Annotated in this window: 16 protein-coding genes; 4 read left to right on the forward strand and 12 right to left on the reverse strand. The window is 74.5% G+C overall.

What is annotated here, in order from left to right:
- Positions 1-155: 155 nt before the first annotated feature.
- On the reverse strand, positions 156-1,409 hold the full coding sequence (locus AR3_RS14305; protein ID WP_067914352.1) for a glycosyltransferase 87 family protein: 1,254 nt from the start codon (positions 1,407-1,409) through the stop codon (positions 156-158).
- A gap of 139 nt (positions 1,410-1,548) precedes the next feature.
- On the opposite strand from AR3_RS14305, the gene AR3_RS14310 reads away from it, so the two are divergent.
- Together AR3_RS14310 and AR3_RS14315 are read left to right on the forward strand one after the other, a co-directional pair.
- A complete protein-coding gene (locus AR3_RS14310) occupies positions 1,549-2,571 on the forward strand; it encodes an NAD-dependent epimerase/dehydratase family protein (RefSeq protein ID WP_217998537.1) in 1,023 nt (340 codons plus the stop codon).
- The gene (locus AR3_RS14315; protein ID WP_067914354.1) at positions 2,568-3,380 is read left to right on the forward strand and encodes a glycosyltransferase family 2 protein; all 813 of its coding nucleotides are present in this window, start codon (positions 2,568-2,570) and stop codon (positions 3,378-3,380) included. The genes AR3_RS14310 and AR3_RS14315 overlap by 4 nt, the downstream gene beginning before the upstream one ends.
- On the opposite strand, the gene AR3_RS14320 is transcribed toward AR3_RS14315, so the two are convergent.
- The 3 genes from AR3_RS14320 to AR3_RS14330 are packed head-to-tail and all read right to left on the reverse strand — an operon-like array spanning position 3,296 to position 5,761.
- On the reverse strand, positions 3,296-3,826 hold the full coding sequence (locus AR3_RS14320; protein WP_067914357.1) for a GtrA family protein: 531 nt from the start codon (positions 3,824-3,826) through the stop codon (positions 3,296-3,298). The genes AR3_RS14315 and AR3_RS14320 overlap by 85 nt on opposite strands.
- Complete coding sequence (locus AR3_RS14325; RefSeq protein ID WP_067914360.1) at positions 3,823-4,578, reverse strand: class I SAM-dependent methyltransferase; 756 nt, start codon at positions 4,576-4,578, stop codon at positions 3,823-3,825. Before AR3_RS14325 ends, AR3_RS14320 begins: the two co-directional genes overlap by 4 nt.
- Positions 4,579-4,594: 16 nt before the next feature.
- Positions 4,595-5,761 carry an NAD-dependent epimerase/dehydratase family protein gene (locus AR3_RS14330; RefSeq protein WP_067914363.1) on the reverse strand — a complete coding sequence of 389 codons (1,167 nt, stop codon included), beginning with the start codon at positions 5,759-5,761 and terminating at the stop codon, positions 4,595-4,597.
- 365 nt (positions 5,762-6,126) lie between these two features.
- On the opposite strand from AR3_RS14330, the gene AR3_RS14335 reads away from it, so the two are divergent.
- Positions 6,127-8,604: a SpoIIE family protein phosphatase gene (locus AR3_RS14335; protein ID WP_067914366.1), complete on the forward strand. Its 2,478-nt coding sequence runs from the start codon at positions 6,127-6,129 to the stop codon at positions 8,602-8,604.
- Positions 8,605-8,763: 159 nt separating this feature from the next.
- Here the strand turns inward: AR3_RS14335 and AR3_RS14340 are convergent, their stop codons facing one another.
- On the reverse strand, positions 8,764-9,198 hold the full coding sequence (locus tag AR3_RS14340; protein WP_067914369.1) for a winged helix-turn-helix transcriptional regulator: 435 nt from the start codon (positions 9,196-9,198) through the stop codon (positions 8,764-8,766).
- A 127-nt stretch (positions 9,199-9,325) separates the two neighbouring features.
- On the opposite strand from AR3_RS14340, the gene AR3_RS14345 reads away from it, so the two are divergent.
- Positions 9,326-10,174, forward strand: coding sequence for an SDR family oxidoreductase (locus tag AR3_RS14345; protein ID WP_227023269.1), 849 nt, complete (start codon positions 9,326-9,328; stop codon positions 10,172-10,174).
- Positions 10,175-10,279: 105 nt separating this feature from the next.
- Here AR3_RS14345 and AR3_RS14350 read toward each other — a convergent pair whose 3' ends face one another.
- From AR3_RS14350 to AR3_RS14380, 7 genes are all read right to left on the reverse strand, one after another.
- Entirely contained in the window at positions 10,280-12,379 is a 2,100-nt protein-coding gene (locus AR3_RS14350) for an MMPL family transporter (protein ID WP_217998538.1), read from the reverse strand.
- Entirely contained in the window at positions 12,376-12,636 is a 261-nt protein-coding gene (locus AR3_RS14355; protein ID WP_146150331.1) for a hypothetical protein, read from the reverse strand. The genes AR3_RS14350 and AR3_RS14355 overlap by 4 nt, the downstream gene beginning before the upstream one ends.
- Positions 12,637-12,771: 135 nt before the next feature.
- Positions 12,772-13,431: a response regulator gene (locus AR3_RS14360; RefSeq protein ID WP_067914374.1), complete on the reverse strand. Its 660-nt coding sequence runs from the start codon at positions 13,429-13,431 to the stop codon at positions 12,772-12,774.
- A complete protein-coding gene (locus tag AR3_RS14365; RefSeq protein ID WP_067914377.1) occupies positions 13,428-14,543 on the reverse strand; it encodes a sensor histidine kinase in 1,116 nt (371 codons plus the stop codon). Before AR3_RS14365 ends, AR3_RS14360 begins: the two co-directional genes overlap by 4 nt.
- A gap of 44 nt (positions 14,544-14,587) precedes the next feature.
- Entirely contained in the window at positions 14,588-16,285 is a 1,698-nt protein-coding gene (locus AR3_RS14370; RefSeq protein ID WP_227023268.1) for an AMP-binding protein, read from the reverse strand.
- Positions 16,286-16,406: 121 nt separating this feature from the next.
- Positions 16,407-17,318 carry an LLM class flavin-dependent oxidoreductase gene (locus tag AR3_RS14375; RefSeq protein ID WP_067914382.1) on the reverse strand — a complete coding sequence of 304 codons (912 nt, stop codon included), beginning with the start codon at positions 17,316-17,318 and terminating at the stop codon, positions 16,407-16,409.
- 193 nt (positions 17,319-17,511) lie between these two features.
- Positions 17,512-18,552, reverse strand: coding sequence for an NAD(P)-dependent alcohol dehydrogenase (locus AR3_RS14380; RefSeq protein ID WP_067914385.1), 1,041 nt, complete (start codon positions 18,550-18,552; stop codon positions 17,512-17,514).
- Positions 18,553-18,980 lie beyond the last annotated feature (428 nt).

Raw genomic sequence — 18,980 nt, forward strand, 5'->3', positions numbered from 1 at the left:
ACGAGGCGCCTTCTTGAGAGGCGCATAGGGAAAGGCGGCCACTGATCCGGCGCTGCCGCGGGACGCCTTTCGACGGGCCGGGTGATCCGACCCGTCGTTGATTCCCGGCTCACCGGGCGGCCGATCGAACCTGCCGAGCCGCCGCCGGTCATCGGCTACCGCGCGGGCGTCTGGTCGGGCTCGCGCGCGGCCTCGTCGTCCCGCTCGCCGCTCCCCTGCTCTCCCGGCGCCGGACGTGGCGGCAACGCGCGGACGAGCAGCGCCGCGACGGCGAGCGACGACAGCGCCCACCAGACGTGGACGTCCCGCCAGGCGGAGTCGTCCAGGCGCGTCATATAGAGGTAGCCGAACGCCGCCCAGACGCCGGACGCGGCGACGGCGAGCCGGGTGCCGCGGCCGGCGAGGGCGATCAGGCACGGCATCGGCCAGGCCAGGTACTGCGCCCCGAAACGGTGCGTGACGATCAGGAAGGCCAGCAGCAGGGCGAGCGTCAGGGCGACGGGGTCGGCGCGGCGCCACCACCACGCGGCGGCCAGCACTCCCCCGGCGAGGACGAGCGTGCCGATCCGGCCGTAGGCGGGGTCGACGACCTGGTGCCCGCCGGTCGCGACCGCCGTCCAGCCCCAGTCGCCGACGACGGGCCGCGCCGACAGCGACTTGGCGACCGTCGCGGGCAGATCGCCCACCGGCGTGCCCAGGAACGCGCAGCCGCTCAGCAGGAACCCGAGCGGCACGGCGGCCGTCCAGGCCAGGGCGGTGATCCGCCGGCGTCCGCCGGCCAGGACGAGCAGCACGCCGGGCAGCAGCAGCGCCGCCCAGCTCGCGGAGGTCACCGCGAACCCGGCGAGGAGCCCCGCGGCGTGCGCGCGGCCGCGGCGCGCGGCGACCAGCGCGGCCGCCCCGAACAGCAGCGTGATGGGGGCGAACTGCCCGTGGATCGCGCTGACCATCACCCCGACCGGTGCGCACGCGTACTGGAAGGCCCGCAGCCCGCTCGCGTCGCGATCGCGGTCGGCGGCCAGCTTGCCCACGAGCGGGATCAGGGCGAGGTCGCACGCGATCGGCACCGCCCGGCCGATCACGCTCCACGGCACGCCCAGCAGGTCGCCGAGCGCCCGCTGCCCGGCCAGGACGTAGGCGAGGAAGGGCAGGAAATGCCAGCCGCCCTCGCGCAGGTACACCAGCGGATCTCGGCCGGCGAGGACGGTGTCGGCGGTGGAGCGGAAGTCCTCGGCCAGGTCGTAGGGCTGCCAGGAGTCGCGGGCGGCGACCGCAAGGAGCGTCAGCCGCAGCGCCGCGCCGACCGCCAGCGCCGCGGCGAGCGACGGCCGCCACCCGGCGCGCTGAGCGGTCACGGCCAGGACGAGTCCGATCACCAGCGGCAGGCCCGCCGCCGCAACATGGGTCACCTGGTGTCCTCCCCTCCGCCGGTCATCATGCCGAACCGGGGCCGCCGCCGACACACCGGGCGGACGGGACGCCGCCGCCCTGGAAGCGATCGCCGTCCATTAGGGTCGACCTTCATACAGGCTGACGAGAGTGTCGCGAGTGAACGCAGTGAGGGAGTCGTCGGCGGTGGAGGGGCAGCAGTCGCCGGAGGAGGCGCGGCTCGAGGGCGCGCGGGTGCTCGTCACCGGCGGGGCGGGGTTCATCGGCGGCCGCCTGGTGGCGGCCCTCCTGGAGGCCGGTGCGGAGGTGGTGGTCGCCGACCAGAGGCCCCATCCCGATCCGGCGGTCCGCTCGGTGGTGGGCGACCTGTGCGATCCGGACGTGCGCAAGCGGGCGGTCGGCACCGGGCCGGACGGCATCGTCCACCTGGCCGCGGCGACCTCGGTGCTGCGGTCCATCGAGGACCCGGCCGGGGTGTACCGGCTCAACGTCGAGGCCACCGCCGGTCTGCTGGAACTGGCCCGCGAGCAGGCGGTGCGCCGGGTCGTGTTCGCCTCGACCAACGCCGTCACCGGCGACGTGGGCGACGCACCGATCAACGAGCGCGTGCCGCTGCGGCCGCTCACCCCGTACGGGGCGACGAAGGCGGCCGCGGAGATGCTGCTCAGCGCCTACTCGGGCGTGTACGGCATGCGGGCGTGCGCGCTGCGGTTCGCCAACGTGTACGGCCCGGGGATGCGGCACAAGGACAGCTTCGTACCGCGGTTGATGCGCGCCGCCGCGACCGGGACCGGCGTCCAGGTGTACGGCGACGGCCGCCAGGTGCGCGACTACGTGCACGTCGACGACATCGTCCAGGCCGTGCTGCTGGCCTGGCGCAAGGGCGTGACCGGCCCGCTGGTCGTCGGGTCGGGCCGGTCGACGAGCGTCAACGACCTGATCGAGATCGCGCGGGAGGTCACCGGCGCGCCGATCCCCGTGGAGCACGTGCCGCCCAAGGCCGGGGAGATGCCCGCCGTCGTGCTCGACATCTCCGCGGCCCGCGCCCTGGGCTACGAGCCGCGTCACGACCTGCGCTCCGGGTTGGCGACGGTGTGGCCCGACTTCGCCCCCGCGCATCGCACGGGCGAGGGCGGGGCGCACGGCGCCTCGGAGGAGAGCGGAGGGCGCGTCGAGTCATGACCGCGCAGCCGAACCGCGCGATCAAGGACGTCGACGAGGCGGCGGTGGCGGCGTTCCGCGCCGAGTACGGGACGCGGCTGCCGCCGGTCGCGATCGTCATCGCCGCCTACAACGAGGAGCAGGGCATCGGCGAGGTCGTCGCCTCCCTCCCCGCGACCGTCGCCGGGCACGAGACCGCGACGATCGTGGTGGTGGACGGCTCGACCGACGCCACCGCCGAGATCGCCCGCAAGAACGGCGCGATGGTGTGCGACGTCCCGGTGAACCGCGGGCAGGGCGCCGCGCTGCGCCTGGGCTACCGCATCGCCCGCGAGGGCGGCGCCGACTACATCGTCACCACCGACGCCGACGGCCAGTACGACCCGGCGCAGATCGAACGGGTGCTGGCGCCGGTGCTGCGCGGCGAGGCCGACTTCGTCACCGGGTCGCGGCGGCTGGGCCGCCAGGAGACCGACGACCGGGTGCGGCGCGCGGGCGTGCACGTGTTCGCCTGGCTGGTGAGCCTGCTGACCGGGCGGCGCATCACCGACACCTCCTTCGGCCTGCGCGCCATGCGCGCCGAGGTCACCGCGAACGTCACGCTGCGGCAGCCGCAGTACCAGGCGTCCGAGCTGCTGATCGGCGTGATCTCCCGGGGGTACCGGGTGCGGGAGGTCCCGGCGACGATGCGGCGGCGCACGGCCGGGACGACCAAGAAGGGCGGCAACCTGGTGTACGGCTACCGCTACTCCCGCGTGGTGTTCGGCACCTGGTGGCGGGAGCGGCGCGCCGGGCGGGGGCGGCGCGGGCCGTCCGCGAAGACCAGGTAGTGGAAGAGGACGAACTTCACCACGAACATCACCCCGTAGACGGCGGCGAACACCCCGCCGACCAGCCCGGTGCGCAGCCAGCCCGACTCCACCAGCCCGCCGACCCGGTCGTCGGCGACGCCGGTGGCCCACGCGCTGAGCGCCATGGTCGCCACCGCGATCAGCCAGTACGGCAGCAGCTCGCGGAGCGGGTCGACGCGGCCGCGGCGGTCCCACGCCCACCGGTTGAGCAGGTAGTTGACCGCCGCGCCCGCCGTCCACGCCGCGACCGACGCGGCCGACGGGCCGAGCAGCCCCGTCCCGTAGGCCGCCAGCAGCACCGCCTCGCTGGCCGCGGCCGCCGCCACCGAGCCGATCGTGTACTTGGTGAACACGCGGCGCAGCGAGCGGCGGCCGCGGCCCCGCGCGGCGGGTCCGGCAGCCCGGGTCGGAGCGGCGGCGGTCATCGGCTCACCGCGCCCTCTCCGCCCCCGGCGCGCGGCACCCGGGCGACGGCCAGCACCGACTGCCCGAACGGGATCGGCAGCAGCCGGTCGACCACCCGGGTGGCGGGGACGAGCACGCGGTCGTACAGGCCCACGGCCCCGCCGTTGGGCCCCTGCACCTTGCCGAGCCTCATCGCCGCCCACCAGGCGACGCCGCCCAGCAGGTTCACCGGCCGCGACAGCTCGCACACCAGCCCCGCCCGGGCGATCGCGTCCCGCAGCGTGGCGGGCGTGTAGCGGCGGACGTGGCCGACGCGCCGGTCGAAGTCGCTGAACAGGCTCGGGTAGCCGGGCACCCAGAGCACGATCGTGCCGCCCGGGACGACCGAACGCGCCAGCACGGCGAGCACGTGCGCGTCGTCCTCGAAGTGCTCCAGCACGTTGATCGCGACCGCCGAGTCGACCGGCCGGTCCAGGCGCGCCCTGCCCGCCAGGTCGAACTGCTGCACCTCGACCTCGGGCCGCTCGGCGAAGCGCGTCTTCATCACCGCCACCGCGTCCGGGTCGACGTCGGTGACGACGAGCCGGTCCAGGCCGGTGAACTGCGCGGCGAACTCGCCGAGCCCGGCGCCGACCTCCAGCACGCTGCGGCCGCAATGCGGGGCGATGAGGTCGTACTGGTAGCGCCGGTAGCGGGGCTTGTCGGCGCCGCCGTCCTCGCCGGACACGGCGCGGCCGGTGGCGCGCGTGAACGCGCCCTCGGGTGAGCTCATCGCGACTCCCGGTCGGTCACGTCTCCTGCACGGGGCTGGCGTGGCGGCGCCAGTCGACCTTGGGCCTGAGCGCCTCGAGCCGCACCCGGTGCGCGTGCCGCTTGGTCACGTCGAACAGCGAGGTGATCAGCGTATCGGAGAGCAGGTGCGGGGTGAGCCCCAGCTCCAGCAGCCCGGTGTGGGTGACGTTGTAGTAGTGCTCCTCCTGCTCGACGCGCGGGTTGTCCAGGTGCTCGATGCGCGCCTCGCCCGGGAAGCAGCGGACCACGGTCTCGGCGATCTCCTTGACGGACATCGCCTCGGTCATCTGGTTGAACACCCGGAACTCGCCCCGCTCGGCGGGGTTCTCGCAGGCCAGCTGGATGCAGCGGACCGTGTCGCGGATGTCGATGATGCCGCGGCGCTGGCCGCCGCGCCCGTAGACGGTCAGCGGGTGCCCGAGCACCGCCTGGATGACGAACCGGTTGAGGACGGTGCCGAACACCGCGTCGTAGTCGAACCGGGTCGCCAGCCGGTCGTCCAGCGCGGTCTCGGGGGTCTGCTGCCCGTACACGACGCCCTGGTTGAGGTCGGTGGCGCGCAGCCCCCAGATCCGGCACGCGAACTCGATGTTGTGGCTGTCGTGCACCTTGGACAGGTGGTAGAAGGAGCCGGGGCGCTTGGGGTACAGCACCCGGTCCTTGCGCCCCTTGTACTCCAGGTCGAGCCAGCCCTCCTCGATGTCGATGTTGGGGGTGCCGTACTCGCCCATCGTGCCGAGCTTGACCAGGTGGATGTCGCGGTCCACCTCGGCGATGGCGTACAGCAGGTTGAGGGTGCCGACGACGTTGTTGACCTGCGTGTAGACCGCGTGCTTGCGGTCGATCATCGAGTAGGGCGCGGCGCGCTGCTCGGCGAAGTGCACCACGGCGTGCGGCCGGAACGAGCGCAGGATCCCGTAGGTGAAGTCCGCGTCGGTCAGGTCGCCCACGAACACCTCGATGGACGCGCCGGTCGCCTCGCGCCACGCCGCGACGCGGGTCTGCAGCGATTCGATCGGGACCAGGCTTTCGACGCCGAGCTCGAAATCGTACTGCCGCCGCGCGAAGTTGTCGGCGACGGCGACGTCGTGGCCGCACCGGGAAAGGTGCAGTGACGTGGGCCAGCCGAGGTACCCGTCACCGCCGAGGACGAGAATCCGCATGCAACACTCCTGTGCTGTCCGAACCGGTTCGTCGGATGAGCGCGGGGCGCGGCGCGGTGAGGGCGTGACGGCGGCCGGCGCGTTCCACGGCGGCCGACGTCGCGGCTCACTTCGGACGCGGGATGTCTCCCCTTGCCGACCAGGCTTCCCGGCTCACCGCGGTCACGTTACCCGGCGAACCTGAAAGCTCCCTGAGTGCATGATCAGCAGGGGCGTCCGCGATTTTCGCAGACCGGGCCCGAGGATGATGGAATTTTTACCATTTTGATTGATTTGTACCGTATTGATACGGTCAGATATACCGTCTGCGCGGCGACCTGCGACAACGTACGGGGGAGGTCTCCCGCCACGGCGGGAGAACAGTGATGAACGGGGACACCGGCTACCCCTGGGACCGGACCGAGGGCGTCGAACTCGCCGTCGACGCGGCCACGGCCGTGGTGGACGAGCGCGGCGTCGTCCTGTGCTGGAGCCCAGGCGCCCACAGGCTGCTCGGATACGCCGCCGAGGAGGTGGTGGGCCGTCCGGCGGCCGCCCTGCTGGCCGACGAGCTTCCGTCGCCGGTCCGGCGGAGCCTGGCCGAGCGCGCCGACTGGAACGGCGAGGTGCGGCTGCGGCGCAAGGACGGCGGCCGCGTGGCCGTGGACCTGCTGGCGCACCCGAGCCGCGGTCCCGGCGGCGGCCTGCAGTGGTTCCTGACGACCTTCGGCGAGAGCCCCTCCCTCGCGCCCCACGCCGACGGCGACGACCGCGCCGAGCACGGCGAGCACCTGCTGAACTGGGCCTTCACCCAGTCGCCGTTCGCCCTGGCGATCCATGACGCGGACCTGCTGTGCCTGCGGGTCAACGACCGCATGTGCCGGATGTTCGGGATCACCGAAGACGATCTGCGCGGTCGGCGCCTGACCGAGGTGATGTCCGGTCCCCAGTGGGCGTCGCTGGAGCGGTACATGCGCCGCGTGATCGATACGGGCGAGCCGGTGCACCGGGAGACCCACCGCCGGGTGCCGGGCGAGGCCCGCGCGCACGCGTGGTCGGTGTCCATCTCCCCGTTGCGGGACCACGAGGGCAGGGTCCGGGCCGTGTGGATCGGGGTGCTCGACATCACCGACCAGCACTGGGCCAGGGAGCGGCTGACCCTGCTGAACGAGGCCAGCACGCGGATCGGCACCACCCTCGACCTCGCCCGCACCGCCCGGGAACTGGCCGACATCGCGGTCCCCCGGCTGGCCGACCTGGCCATCGTCGACCTGCTGGACTCCGTGCTCGACGGGGACGAGCCCAGCCCCGGCCCGATCATCGGCCCGGTCGCGCTGCGCCGCGTCGCCTACCGGTCCGTCCTGCCCGGGGCGCCCGAGGTGGTGCTGGAACCGGGGGAGGTCGAGGGGCATCCGGCCTTCTCCCCGGCGGCCCGCTGCCTCGCCACCGGCGAGCCCGTGCTGACCGGCACCGGCGACCCGGGGTTCCTCGTCTCGATCAGCCACAACCCCGCGCGCGTGGCCGCCGTCCGCGCGCACAGGATCCACTCGGTGCTGACGCTGCCGATCCGCGCCCGCGGGGTCACGCTCGGCGTCGCCACCTTCGCGCGCGGCCGCAGGCCGGAGCCGTTCCAACGGGACGACGTGGTGCTCGCCGGGGAGCTCACCGCCCGGGCCGCCGTCTGCCTCGACAACGCCCGCCGCTACGGCCGCGAGCGCACCACCGCCCTGGCCCTGCAGCGCAGCCTGCTGCCGCGGCGGCTCCCCGAGCAGTCGGCCGTGGAGGTGGCCACCCGGTACCTGCCCGCCAGCTCCCATGCCCGCGTCGGCGGGGACTGGTTCGACGTGATCCCGCTGTCGGGGGCCCGGGTCGCCATGGTCGTCGGCGACGTCGTCGGGCACGGCCTGCACGCCTCGGCCACCATGGGCCGCCTGCGCGCCGCCGTGCGCACGCTGGCCGACGTGGACCCGCCGCCGGAGGAGATGCTCATCCGCCTCGACGACCTGGTCGGCCGGATCTGCGCCGAGGACGACGACGCCGGCGTCGACATCGGCGCCACCTGCCTGTACGCCGTCTACGACCCGATCTCGCGCCGGTGCGCGCTGGCCCGCGCCGGCCATCCGGTGCCGGTGCTCGTCGGCCCGGACGGCGCCGTGGAGTTCCTCGACCTGCCGCCGGGCCCGCCGCTCGGCCTCGGCGGCCTGCCGTTCGAGTCCGCCGAGGTCGAGGTGCCGGAGGGCAGCACGCTCGTGCTGTACACCGACGGGCTGGTGGAGTCCCGCGACCACGACCTCGCCGCGGGGCTGGAACGCCTGCGCCGCTCGCTGGCCCGGCCCCTGCCGTCGCTGGAGGCGACGTGCGACCGGATCCTGGACGCCGTGCTGCCCGACCGCCCGGCCGACGACGTCGCCCTGCTCGTGGCGCGCACGCACGCGTTGGACGCCGACCACGTCGCCGCCTGGGATCTGCCGTCCGATCCGGCGATCGTCGCCGACGCCCGCAGGAAGGTCACCGACCGGCTGTCCCGGTGGGGCCTGGACGCCGCCGCGTTCGTCACCGAACTGCTGGTCAGCGAGCTGGTCACCAACGCGATCCGGCACGCCCGCGGCCCGATCCAGCTGCGTCTGATCCGGGACCGGACGCTGATCTGCGAGGTCTCCGACGGCAGCGACACCGCCCCGCACCTGCGCCGGGCCCGCGCCATGGACGAGGGCGGACGCGGCCTGCTCCTCGTCGCCCAGCTCTCCCAGCGCTGGGGGTCGCGCCCGACCCCGAACGGCAAGACCATCTGGGCCGAACAGGCCTATCCCGACGGCGACTTCTCCGAGCTCGCCGCCGCCCTGGACCTGGCCGACCTCGGCTGACGCGCCCTGGGCGACGCCGCCCCGTCACCTGGGAGCCATGCCTTCCACGCTGCCCGACCGGTCGTCGGCCGGCGCCCGCGGCGGTTCTTTCTGCGATTCCGCGCCGCCGACGAGCCGGGTCCGTGACCGCTGGAGCGCCGCACCGGCCGCGGCGGCCGGTCAGGTGCGGTCGTAGCGGGCGCGGGCGGCCAGCACGGCGGGCATCTCGCTTTCGATCAGATCGATGAGCTCGCGGAGCTTGGCCGCGACGCGTTCGCCGAGCGGCGTCAGGCTGTACTCGACGTGCGGGGGGATCGTGGCGCGCACGTCGCGGACGACCAGGCCGTCGCGTTCGAGGGTGTGCAGGGTCTGCGCCAGCATCTTCTCGCTCACCCCGTCGACGCGCCGGCGCAGCGCGTTGAACCGGTGCCTGCCCTCGGTGAGCGCGACCAAGGCGAGCGTCCCCCATTTGCCGGTGACGTTCTCCAGGGTGCGGCGGGACGGGCAGGCGCGGGCGAACACGTCCCAGACGAGTTCGTCGGTGACGTCGGTCTCGGGCGCGCGGCACCCGGTGCCGGGGGCGGGATCGGTCACGTCCGGGCTCGTGCTGGTCATGTCTCAACGGTAACCGGCCCGGCCGTGGCCGCGCCGCCAGACCCTCCCCTCTGGTTAGTGCTATCTAATAGTTAGTGCCCAACATTTCGATCGTACGAACCGACGAGAGGACATCACTGTGATCACCGTGACGGGAGCCACCGGCAAGCTCGGCCGCCTTGCCGTCGAGGCGCTGCTGGAACGCGGTGTGCCCGCCGAGCGGATCGTCGCCGCGGTCCGCACCCCCGACAAGGCCGCGGACCTGGCGGAACGAGGCGTCCAGGTGCGCCGGGCCGATTACGACGCGCCGGACACCCTCGCCTCCGCCCTCGCCGGGACGCGGAGGCTGCTGTTCATCTCCGGAAGCGAGGTCGGCCGGCGCGTCCCCCAGCACCGCAACGTCGTCGAGGCGGCCGTCGCCGCCGGGGTCGAGCTGATCGCCTACACCGGCATCCTCAACTGCGACACCACGCGGATGACGCTGGCCGAGGAGCACCGGGCCACCGAGGCGGTGATCCGCGAGTCCGGCCTGCCGTACGCGTTCCTGCGCAACGGCTGGTACTTCGAGAACTACACCGAGAACCTGGCGCCCGCGCTGGAGAGCGGCGCGCTCGTGGGCGCCGCCGGCGACGGCCGGATCGCCGCCGCCGCGCGGGCCGACTACGCCGCCGCCGCTGCCGCCGTCCTGACCGAGGACGGTCACGCCGGAAAGATCTACGAGCTGGGCGGCGACGCCTCGTTCACCATGGCCGAGCTGGCCGCCGAGCTGTCCCGGCAGACCGGCCGGGAGATCGTCTACCGGAACCTGTCCGAGGAGGAGTACGCCAAGGCTCTGGTGTCGGCCGGCCTGCCCGAGCCGTACGCCAAGGCGTTGGCCGACAGCGACACCGGGGTCGCGCGCGGCGACCTGACCACCGACTCGGGGCACCTGCGCGCCCTGATCGGCCGCCCCACCACCTCGCTCGCCGACGCCGTCGCCGCCGCCCTGAAGGACTGATCCGGCGGATCCGCGTGCTTCCGGCGGCGGCCTTTACGTCGTAGATCACGACGTGCGGCCGTCCGGGGGCCGGCTCCCCTGGACGGCCGCACGCGGCCGCCGTGCTCAGGCGGCGGGGCGTTCGAGCGCCACCTGCGGAAGGCGCCTGGCCAGCGGGCCGGGCAGCCACCAGGCATGGCGGCCCAGCAGCTGCATGACCGCGGGGACGATCAGGCAGCGGATCACCACGGCGTCCAGCAGGATCGCCACGGCCAGGCCCAGGCCGAACTGCTGCAGCATCCGGCTCGGGCTCAGCACGAACGCGGCGAACACCACGATCATGATGGCGCCGGCGGCGGTGATGACCTGGCCGGTGGCGGTGAGGCCCTCGCGGACGGCGCGGCCCGGGTCGCGCGCGGCGGTCCACTCCTCGTGGATGCGCGACAGCAGGAACACCTCGTAGTCCATGGACAGCCCGAACACGATCGCGAAGATCATCACGGGGATGAACGCCTCGATCGGGCCCGGCGGCACCCCGAACCGGCCGTCCTGGAACACCAGCGTGATCGCGCCCAGCGAGGCGGCGATGCTGAGCAGGTTGAGCAGCGCCGCCTTGATCGGGATCAGCACCGACCGGAACACCACGAGCAGCAGCAGCGCCGACAGGCCCACCACGATCGCGACGAACACCGGCAGCCGCGCGGCCACCGTGTCGCTGAAGTCCTGGGTGGCGGCGGTGGGGCCGCCGACCAGGAACCCGTCGGGCAGCACGTCCTCGCGCAGGGTGTGCACCAGGTCGGCGGTCCGCTCGTCCTGCGGCGCGGCGTCGGGGAAGACGATCAGCGTGTGCAGGGCGCCGTCCCGGGACGGCAGCGGCGGCGTGGTCGCGGCCACGCCTTCGGTGCGCTCCAGGACCTGCCGGACGCGCCCCGCCTGCGCGGCGTCGGTCTCGGCGACGACGACCAGCGGGCCGTTGAAGCCGGGGCCGAACCCCTCGGCGAGCAGGTCGTAGGCCTTGCGGGTGGTCGTCGACGCCGGGTCGTTGCCCGCGTCGGCGAAACCGAGGCGCATGTCCAGGGCGGGCGCCGACAGCGCCAGCAGCGCCGCGAGCGCCACCAGCAGCGCGGGCAGCGGGCGGCGCTGCACGGCCGCGGCCAGCCGCCGCCAGCCCGCGCCCGGCTCCCTGCCGCGCGCGGCGGCCCGCTCGGCGCGCCGGCGCACCTGCCGCTGGATGCGCCCGCCGAACAGGCCCAGCAGGGCCGGCAGCAGCACCAGCGCGGCGAGCATCGTGACCAGCACGGTCAGCGCGACCGCGACGGCCACGCCCTGCAGCGCGCCGAGGCCGAGCGCGATCAGCCCGAGCAGCGCGATGACGACGGTGCACGCGGCGACGAAGACGGTGCGGCCGGCGGCGTCCAGGGCGCGCCGGGCGGCGTCGCGCGGCTCGGCGCCGTCCAGCAGCTCCTGCCGGTAGCGGTGGAACACCAGCAGCGCGTAGTCGACGCCGACGCCGAGGCCGACCAGCATCAGGATCGGCGGGGTGAAGTCGGCGACGGTCGCCACCTGCGAGGCCAGGCCGATCAGCCCGATCGCCGAGCCGACCGCGAACAGCGCGGTGACCAGCGGCAGGGCGGCGGCGACCAGCGACCCGAACAGCAGCACCAGGATGACCAGCGCGGCCAGCATGCCCGCGCCCTCGGCGCCGCCGCCGCTCTCCTCCGCGCCGCGCGCCGCCTCCCCGCCGACCTCGACCCGCAGGCCGTCGGCGGACGCCGACCGGGCGGTGTCGACGATGCGCGCCACGTCGTCGCGGGGGATGCTCTCGGCCTTGCCGGCGAGGGCGACGGTGGCGTACCCGATGGTCCCGTCGCGGGAGATCGCGGCGGCGTCGTCGTAGGGGGCGCGGACCGCCGCGACGCCCGGCAGGCCGTCCACCCGGCCGAGCATGTCCCGGACGCGGCGCTCGGCATCCGGCGCGCGCAGCCCGCCCGGCGCCTTGACCACGATCTGCAGGGAGTCGCCCGTCTGCGCGGCGCCGTGCTCGGCCAGCAGGTCGCTCGCGCGCTGCGACTGGGTGCCCGGCAGGGTGAAGTCGTTGCGGTAGTCGGTGCCGACGGCGCGGGAGGCGACGGTGACCGCCGCCAGCACCAGCGCCCACAGGCCGAGCGCGATCCAGCGGCGGCGGTACGACCAGTCGGCCAGGCGTCCGAACACTCCCGTCCTCACCGGTCCCCTCCGCTCTCCCGGGCGGCGATGCGGACCCCGAGGATCGCGCCGACCACCGCCAGCAGCGGGGGAAGACCCGCGAACACGACCAACAGCGCGGGCGTGTCCTCCACGTCGAGGGTCACGCCGAGGACGAAGTGGCAGAACGCGGCGAACGCCTCGGTCGCCACGAAGCCGCCCGCCCCGCCGACCAGGAAGCCGACCACCGCGGCCCCGGCCCTGCTCGCCGACGAGGGCGTGGAAGGTTTCTCGTTCATGCCCTCAGCCTGCGAGAACGGCACGGCGGTGCACATCGGCCGCGAGGCGGCGGCTGGTTACCCCGTTCGTTGCGCGGCGCGGACGCGCCCCTACACCCCCGGTTGCGGCCGGGTGCCGCGCAAGTTGCGACGGCCTCAGCCGAGCCAGCCGGGACGCACCATGCCGCTCTCGTAGGCCAGCACGACCAGCTGCGCGCGGTCGCGCACGCCCAGCTTGGTCATGATGCGGCTGACCTGGCTCTTGACGGTCGCGGGGCTGAGGGACAGGCGCCGCGCGATCTCGTCGTTCGCGAATCCCCCGGCGACCAGCTCCGCGATCTCCCGCTCGCGCGGGGTCAGCGCGTTCAGCCGCGCGTCCGGCGCGGGCGGCGCCTTGCGGCCGGCGTACTCGGCGATGAGCCGCCGCGTCACCGACGGGCTGATGAGCGCGTCGCCGCGGGCCGCCACCCGCACCGCGCGCAGCAGCTCCTCCGGTTCGGTGTCCTTGACCAGGAACCCCGCCACGCCCGCGCGCAGCGCCCCGTACACGAACTCGTCCATGTCGAACGTCGTGAGGATCACCACGCGCACCGACGCGTCGGCGGCCATGATCCGGCGGGCGGCGGCCAGGCCGTCCATGCCGGGCATGCGGATGTCCATGAGGACGACGTCGGGGCGCAGCTCCCGCGCGGCCGCCACGGCGGTCTCCCCGTCGGCCGCCTCGCCGACGACGGCGATGTCGTCCTCGTCGTCGAGCAGGGAGCGGAACCCGGCCCGCACCAGCCCCTGGTCGTCGGCGAGCAGCACCCGGATCATCGGTCCGCCCCGTACGGCAGCCGGGCCCGCACCCGGAACCCGCCGCCGGGCAGCGGCCCCGCGGTCAGCTCGCCGCCCAGCGCCCGCGCGCGCTCCCGCATGCCGCGGATGCCGTTGCCGTCCCCGCCCGAGTCCACCGCGGCGCCCCTCCCGTCGTCCTCGACCTCCACCAGCAGGTGCGCCGTACCGTAGCCGATCCGCAGGGTGACGCGCCGGGCCGCGGCGTGCCGGGTCACGTTCGTGATCGACTCCTGCAGGATGCGGTAGGCGGCCAGGTCCACCCCGGCGGGCAGCGGCCGCGGCTCGCCCTCCACGCGCACCGTCGTCTCCAGCGACGCCAGCTCGGCGTGGCGGACCAGGTCGTCCAGCCGGTCCAGCCGCCCGGCGGGCGCGGTGCCCGGCTCCTCGTCGACGGCGCGCAGCACGCCCAGCGCGGCGCGCATCTCGCGCAGCGTGTCCCGGCTGGCCTCCTTGATCACGGCGAGCGCCCGGCCGGCCTGCTCGGGGTCGCGGTGCAGCCGGTGCAGCGCGGTGCCCGCCTGCACGTTGATCATCGACAGGTGGTGGCCGACGACGTCGTGCAGCTCGCGCGCGATGCGCAGCCGCTCGGCGGTGGCCCGCCAGCGCGCCTCCTCCTCGGCGCGCCGCACCGCCGCCCGCAGCGCCTCCCGGCGGCCGTGCCGGACGGCGCCGAGGGCGATCAGCGCCACCACCCAGCCGGTCATCATGATGATCGCGACGCTGTTGACGTCCCGGTTGCCGGCGAGGGTGCCGAGCCCGGCGGCGATCACCAGGACCGCGCCGAGCGCCGTGGCCGTGCGCACCCGCCCGGTCGCCGCGACCCCGTACAGGTTCACGATCGTCACGATGATCAGCGGCCCGTCGACCGGGCTGAGGATGTAGTAGGCGCCGGTCGCCGCCAGCCCGTACACGCAGCCGGCCACGGGACGGCGCCGCCACAGCGCCAGCGTGCCGCACACGCTCAGCACGAGCACCCCGTCCAGGAGCGCCTGCCACGGCGGATGGGCGGGGGCGCGCAGCCACATCACCGCCGTGGCCGCGACGACGAGCGCCGCCAATGCGGCGGCGGGCACCCCGTGGCGAGTCAGCATCACCCCAGCATAAGAAGACGATCAGGGGTGTTCGGACGCGCCGGTCACGGCGCGGCGTGCGGCCAGCTCACCTGGCCTTCGGAGCGGACCTCCCGGGGCCTGGCCGGGTCCAGCCATCGGGGCACGACCTTGCCCGTCGCGTTCCGCGGCAGCTCGGGGACGAAGTGCACGTCGCGGGGCACCGCGTAGGCGGCCACCTGGTCGCGCACGTGCCGGCGGACGGCGTCCGCGGTGAGCCGGGCGCCGCGGCGCGGCACCACGTAGGCGGCCAGCCGCTGCCCCCACGCGGCGTCGGGCACGCCCGCCACCGCCACCTCCAGCACGCCGGGCATGCGGGCGATGGCGTCCTCCACCTGGCGGGGGACGACCTTCTCGCCGCCGGACACCACCAGCCCGTCCTCGCGGCCGTCGACGAACAGCAGGCCGTCCGGTCCGAAGTGGCCGACGTCGCCGGTGCTCAGCCGCCCGTCGCGGATCCGCGGCGGCTCGCCGCTGGTGTAGCCCTCGAACAGCGCCTCGTTGGCGACGTGGATGCGGCCGATCGCGCCGTCGGGCACCCGCCCTCCCGCCGGGTCCAGGATGGCCACCGAGGTGCTCCGCGGCGGGCGTCCCGCCGTGTCCGGATGGGCCCGCAGCTCCTTCGGCCCGGCGATCGACACCCAGGCGGTCTCGGTCGACCCGTAGACGTTGTAGAGGGTGTCGCCGAACACGTCCATGAACCGCACGGCCAGGTCGCCCGGCAGCGGCGCGCCGCTGACCGCCACCATCCGCAGCCGGGACGCGTCGCAGCCGCGCAGCACCGGCTCGGGCAGCTCCATGATGCGCTGCAGCATGACCGGGACGGCGAACAGGACGGCGTCGCGGTGCTCGGACACGGCGCGCAGCGTCCGCACCGGGTCGAAGCGCCGGTGCAGCACCACCGCGGAGCGCATCGCCAGCGCCATCTGCAGGGCGGCCAGCCCCCAGGTGTGGAACAGCGGCGCCTCGATGATCGCCGTCTGGCGGGCGCGCAGCGGCAGGCGCGAGGCCAGGGACGCCAGCGCCCACGGCCCCGGGTTCGGCGACAGCAGGGCCCCTCGGGGCTGCCCCGTGGTGCCGGAGGTCAGCACGATCGTGCGCCCCGCGATCGGCGGCGGGGTCCGCCGCGCCTCCGCGGTCTCGTCGATGACCTCCTCGAGGGTGGGCCCGCCGGGGCCGTCGCCCGCGTCGGCCCCCTCACCGGTCCACAGCACCCGGCGGCGCAGCTCGGACGGCACCGCCGCCAGCGCGGAGGCGAACTCGGCGTCGGCGACGAGGACGTCCACCCGCAGCTCGGCCAGCACCGCGCGCAGCTGCCCGACCCCGAAGCCCGTGTTGAGCAGCAGCACCTCCGCCCCGTTCTTGCCGCAGGCGATGAGGGTCTCGGCCATGCCGCGGTGGTTGCGGCACAGCACGCCGACGCGGGGGCGCGGGACGTCCGGCCGCAGGCCCGCGGCGAGCCGCCCGGTGCGGTCGTCCAGCTCGGCGAAGGAGAGCGCGCCGCGGTCGTCGATCAGCGCCGGCCGGTCGGGCTCCCGCACCGCGTTGGCCACGGTGAGACCGGCCAGGGTGGTCCCCCACCGGCGCAGTGCGCGCACTTGGCGGGGGGCGCGCAGGGGACGGCCTGAGAAGAGCAGCCCCGTGCGCAGCAGCAGACCGGCCAGATCGGCGATGCGCGCGATCCGTCGGCGAGGACCGGGACGGCAGGCAGGCTTCGCGTGCACCACCGTGGCTCTCCTCGAAAATGAAATTTTCAACTAACGCTAGCGACGGTCGTGGGGCCCGGCAAGGAAGCGCGCCCGGCCGCGGCGGGCGGCGCGGCCGGGGCGGAGGGGCGCGCCGAGGTCAGCTTCCGGTCGCCGCGGCGGCGCGGGCGGAGGCGACCAGCTCGCGCGTGGCGGGGGCGACCTCGTGGCCGAAGGTCTGGATGACCGCGGGGTCGTCGGCCATGACGATGTAGCCGCTGAACCCGTACTCCAAGGTGAGCCCGGCCAGCTGCTCGGCCCACTGCCGGGGCGGGCCGGACAGCAGCCCCTCGCCGCGCGGCCCGAACCGGCCGGCGATGTTGAGCAGGCGGCGCACGGAGGCGGGGTCGCGTCCGGCCGCGGCGGCGGCCTCGTCGATGACGGCGTTGCCGTCGGCGAGCTGGCGCGGGCCGCTCATGTAGGGCAGCGACGGCATCCAGCCGTCGGCCTTGCGGCCGACCAGGCGCAGCATCCGCGGCTTGTAGGCGCCCAGCCAGATCCCGATGTCGTGGGCGGGGGCGGGGCCGCGCTTGGCGCCGTCGACCCGGTAGTACGCGCCGTCCAGGCGGAAGCGCGTCCGGTCGCCGACGTCCCAGACGCCGCGGATCACGTCGATGGCCTCGCTGAGCGCGTCGACGCTCTCCCCGGGGGCCAGGCGGCGTCCGCCCATGGCCTCGATGGCGTCCCAGAACCCGCCGGCGCCCAGGCCGAGCTCGAACCGTCCGCCGCTCAGCAGGTCCAGGCTCGCCGCCGCGCGCGCCAGCACGGCGGGCGGTCGCAGCGGCAGGTTCAGCACGTTGCCCGACAGGCGGATGCGCTCGGTGCGCGCGGCCACATAGGTCAGCAGCGTCCACGTGTCGAGGAACCCGGACTGGTAGGGGTGGTCCTGGAACGTCACCAGGTCCAGGCCGGCGGCCTCGGACACCGTCGCCAGGTGGAGCACCTCCTCCGGGGCGGCGGCCCGGGGAGTGATGAACGAGCCGAACAGCAGGTCGTGGCCGTAATCCGTCATATCTCCCCCGTCCCCCGCCGCGTCGCGGCGGCCGCACCGGTCGCTAAAGATCAAGACGTGCACTGCAACCCGGAACGGCCGGACCGTATTCCGCGTCCCCGGACGGCCGGCCCTCCTGCGTTCGGGAGCTCGGCGGCGTCGGCGGCGGCGCCGGGGAACGCCGGGCGCCGCCGCCGAGCGGACGGCCGCGCCGTCAGAGCGTGGCGACGTCGATCACGAACCGGTACCGCACGTCGCTGTTCAGGATGCGCTCCCACGCCTCGTTGATCTGGTCGGCCCGGATGAGCTCGATCTCGGCGCCGATGCCGTGCTCGCCGCAGAAGTCCAGCATCTCCTGGGTCTCGGCGATGCCGCCGATCGCCGAACCGGCCAGGCTGCGGCGGCCCAGCATCAACCGGAACAGGTTGAGCGACACCGGCTCCTCGGGCGCGCCCACGTTCGCCAGCACGCCGTCCGTCTTCAGCAGCGCCAGGTAGGCGTCCATGTCCAGCGGCGCCGAGACGGTGGACAGGACCAGGTCGAACCGCCCGGCCAGTTCCTCGAACGTCGCCGGGTCGCTCGTGGCGCGGTAGTGGTCGGCGCCCAGCTTCAGGCCGTCGTCCTTCTTGCGCAGCGTCTGGGACAGGACGGTCACCTCGGCGCCCAGCGTGTGCGCGAACTTGACGGCCATGTGGCCGAGGCCGCCCAGCCCGACGACGGCGACGCGCGTGCCCGGACCGGCCTTCCAGTGCCGCAGCGGGGAGTAGGTGGTGATGCCCGCGCACAGCAGCGGCGCGGCCTCCGGCAGCGACAGGGCGTCGGGGATGCGCAGGACGAAGTCCTCGTCCACCACGATGTGCGTGGAGTAGCCGCCGTAGGTCGGGTTCCCGTCACGGTCGACGCCGTTGTAGGTCTCCACGGGCCCGTTTTGGCAGTACTGCTCCAGCCCTGCCGCGCAGTCCGCGCACGCGCGGCACGAGTCGACCATGCAGCCGACGCCCACCCGGTCCCCGACGGCGAACGTCGTCACCTCGGGGCCGACCTCGGCGACGACGCCGGCGATCTCGTGCCCCGGCACCATCGGGAAGATCCCCTTGCCCCAATGCCCGCGGGCCTGGTGGATGTCGGAGTGGCAGATGCCGGTGTACTTGATCTCGATCAGGACGTCGCGGGCGCCGACGGGACGGCGCTCGATCGTGGTGCGTTCGACCGGCGCCCCGGCGGCGGGCGCCGCGTAAGCGGCAACAGTGCTCATATCTGGCTGCTCCCTCGAAAAAGGAACGTCGCACAACGGTCGGGTGCGACTCATCGTTGTCGGGAGCCGGTCACCGGTCCCAGGTTCCGTCCGTCCCTAGGACTGCCGGAACCTCCTTGTCGCGCCCGCGGCACGCCCTCCGCCGAGGCGGCGGCGGCGCGTCGTGATCTACCTGGTCCGACGGCGTTCTTGGCGTCGGCCTTCTGGATCATCCGAGGGGCCGGTACGTACGATCTTGACTGGTCAGTGGCGGCGCAGGGGCCGACGGGCGACGTTTTCGGGGGCGAATTGGCAAGGGACGCGACGCCGTGACCCGGCCGCGTGCGGGGCGGAACAGCACGAGGATCGGCGCGGCCGCCGTCACCGGCGGGCCCGCCGCGCGGGCGCCCGGCCGCCCGCTCGACCGGCGGCTCGGCCTGCTGGCGGGC

The organism is Actinomadura rubrobrunea NBRC 15275, from assembly GCF_001552235.1.
Lineage (GTDB): Bacteria > Actinomycetota > Actinomycetes > Streptosporangiales > Streptosporangiaceae > Spirillospora > Spirillospora viridilutea.

Excerpts from the sequence above, each read along its gene's own strand:
- AR3_RS14315 (WP_067914354.1), top strand. The coding sequence starts at position 2,568 with ATGACCGCGCAGCCGAACCGCGCGATCAAGGACGTCGACGAGGCGGCG.
- AR3_RS14320 (WP_067914357.1), bottom strand. The coding sequence starts at position 3,826 with ATGACCGCCGCCGCTCCGACCCGGGCTGCCGGACCCGCCGCGCGGGGC.
- AR3_RS14325 (WP_067914360.1), bottom strand. The coding sequence starts at position 4,578 with ATGAGCTCACCCGAGGGCGCGTTCACGCGCGCCACCGGCCGCGCCGTG.
- AR3_RS14330 (WP_067914363.1), bottom strand. The coding sequence starts at position 5,761 with ATGCGGATTCTCGTCCTCGGCGGTGACGGGTACCTCGGCTGGCCCACG.
- AR3_RS14335 (WP_067914366.1), top strand. The coding sequence starts at position 6,127 with ATGAACGGGGACACCGGCTACCCCTGGGACCGGACCGAGGGCGTCGAA.
- AR3_RS14340 (WP_067914369.1), bottom strand. The coding sequence starts at position 9,198 with ATGACCAGCACGAGCCCGGACGTGACCGATCCCGCCCCCGGCACCGGG.
- AR3_RS14355 (WP_146150331.1), bottom strand. The coding sequence starts at position 12,636 with ATGAACGAGAAACCTTCCACGCCCTCGTCGGCGAGCAGGGCCGGGGCC.
- AR3_RS14360 (WP_067914374.1), bottom strand. The coding sequence starts at position 13,431 with ATGATCCGGGTGCTGCTCGCCGACGACCAGGGGCTGGTGCGGGCCGGG.
- AR3_RS14365 (WP_067914377.1), bottom strand. The coding sequence starts at position 14,543 with ATGCTGACTCGCCACGGGGTGCCCGCCGCCGCATTGGCGGCGCTCGTC.
- AR3_RS14375 (WP_067914382.1), bottom strand. The coding sequence starts at position 17,318 with ATGACGGATTACGGCCACGACCTGCTGTTCGGCTCGTTCATCACTCCC.
- AR3_RS14380 (WP_067914385.1), bottom strand. The coding sequence starts at position 18,552 with ATGAGCACTGTTGCCGCTTACGCGGCGCCCGCCGCCGGGGCGCCGGTC.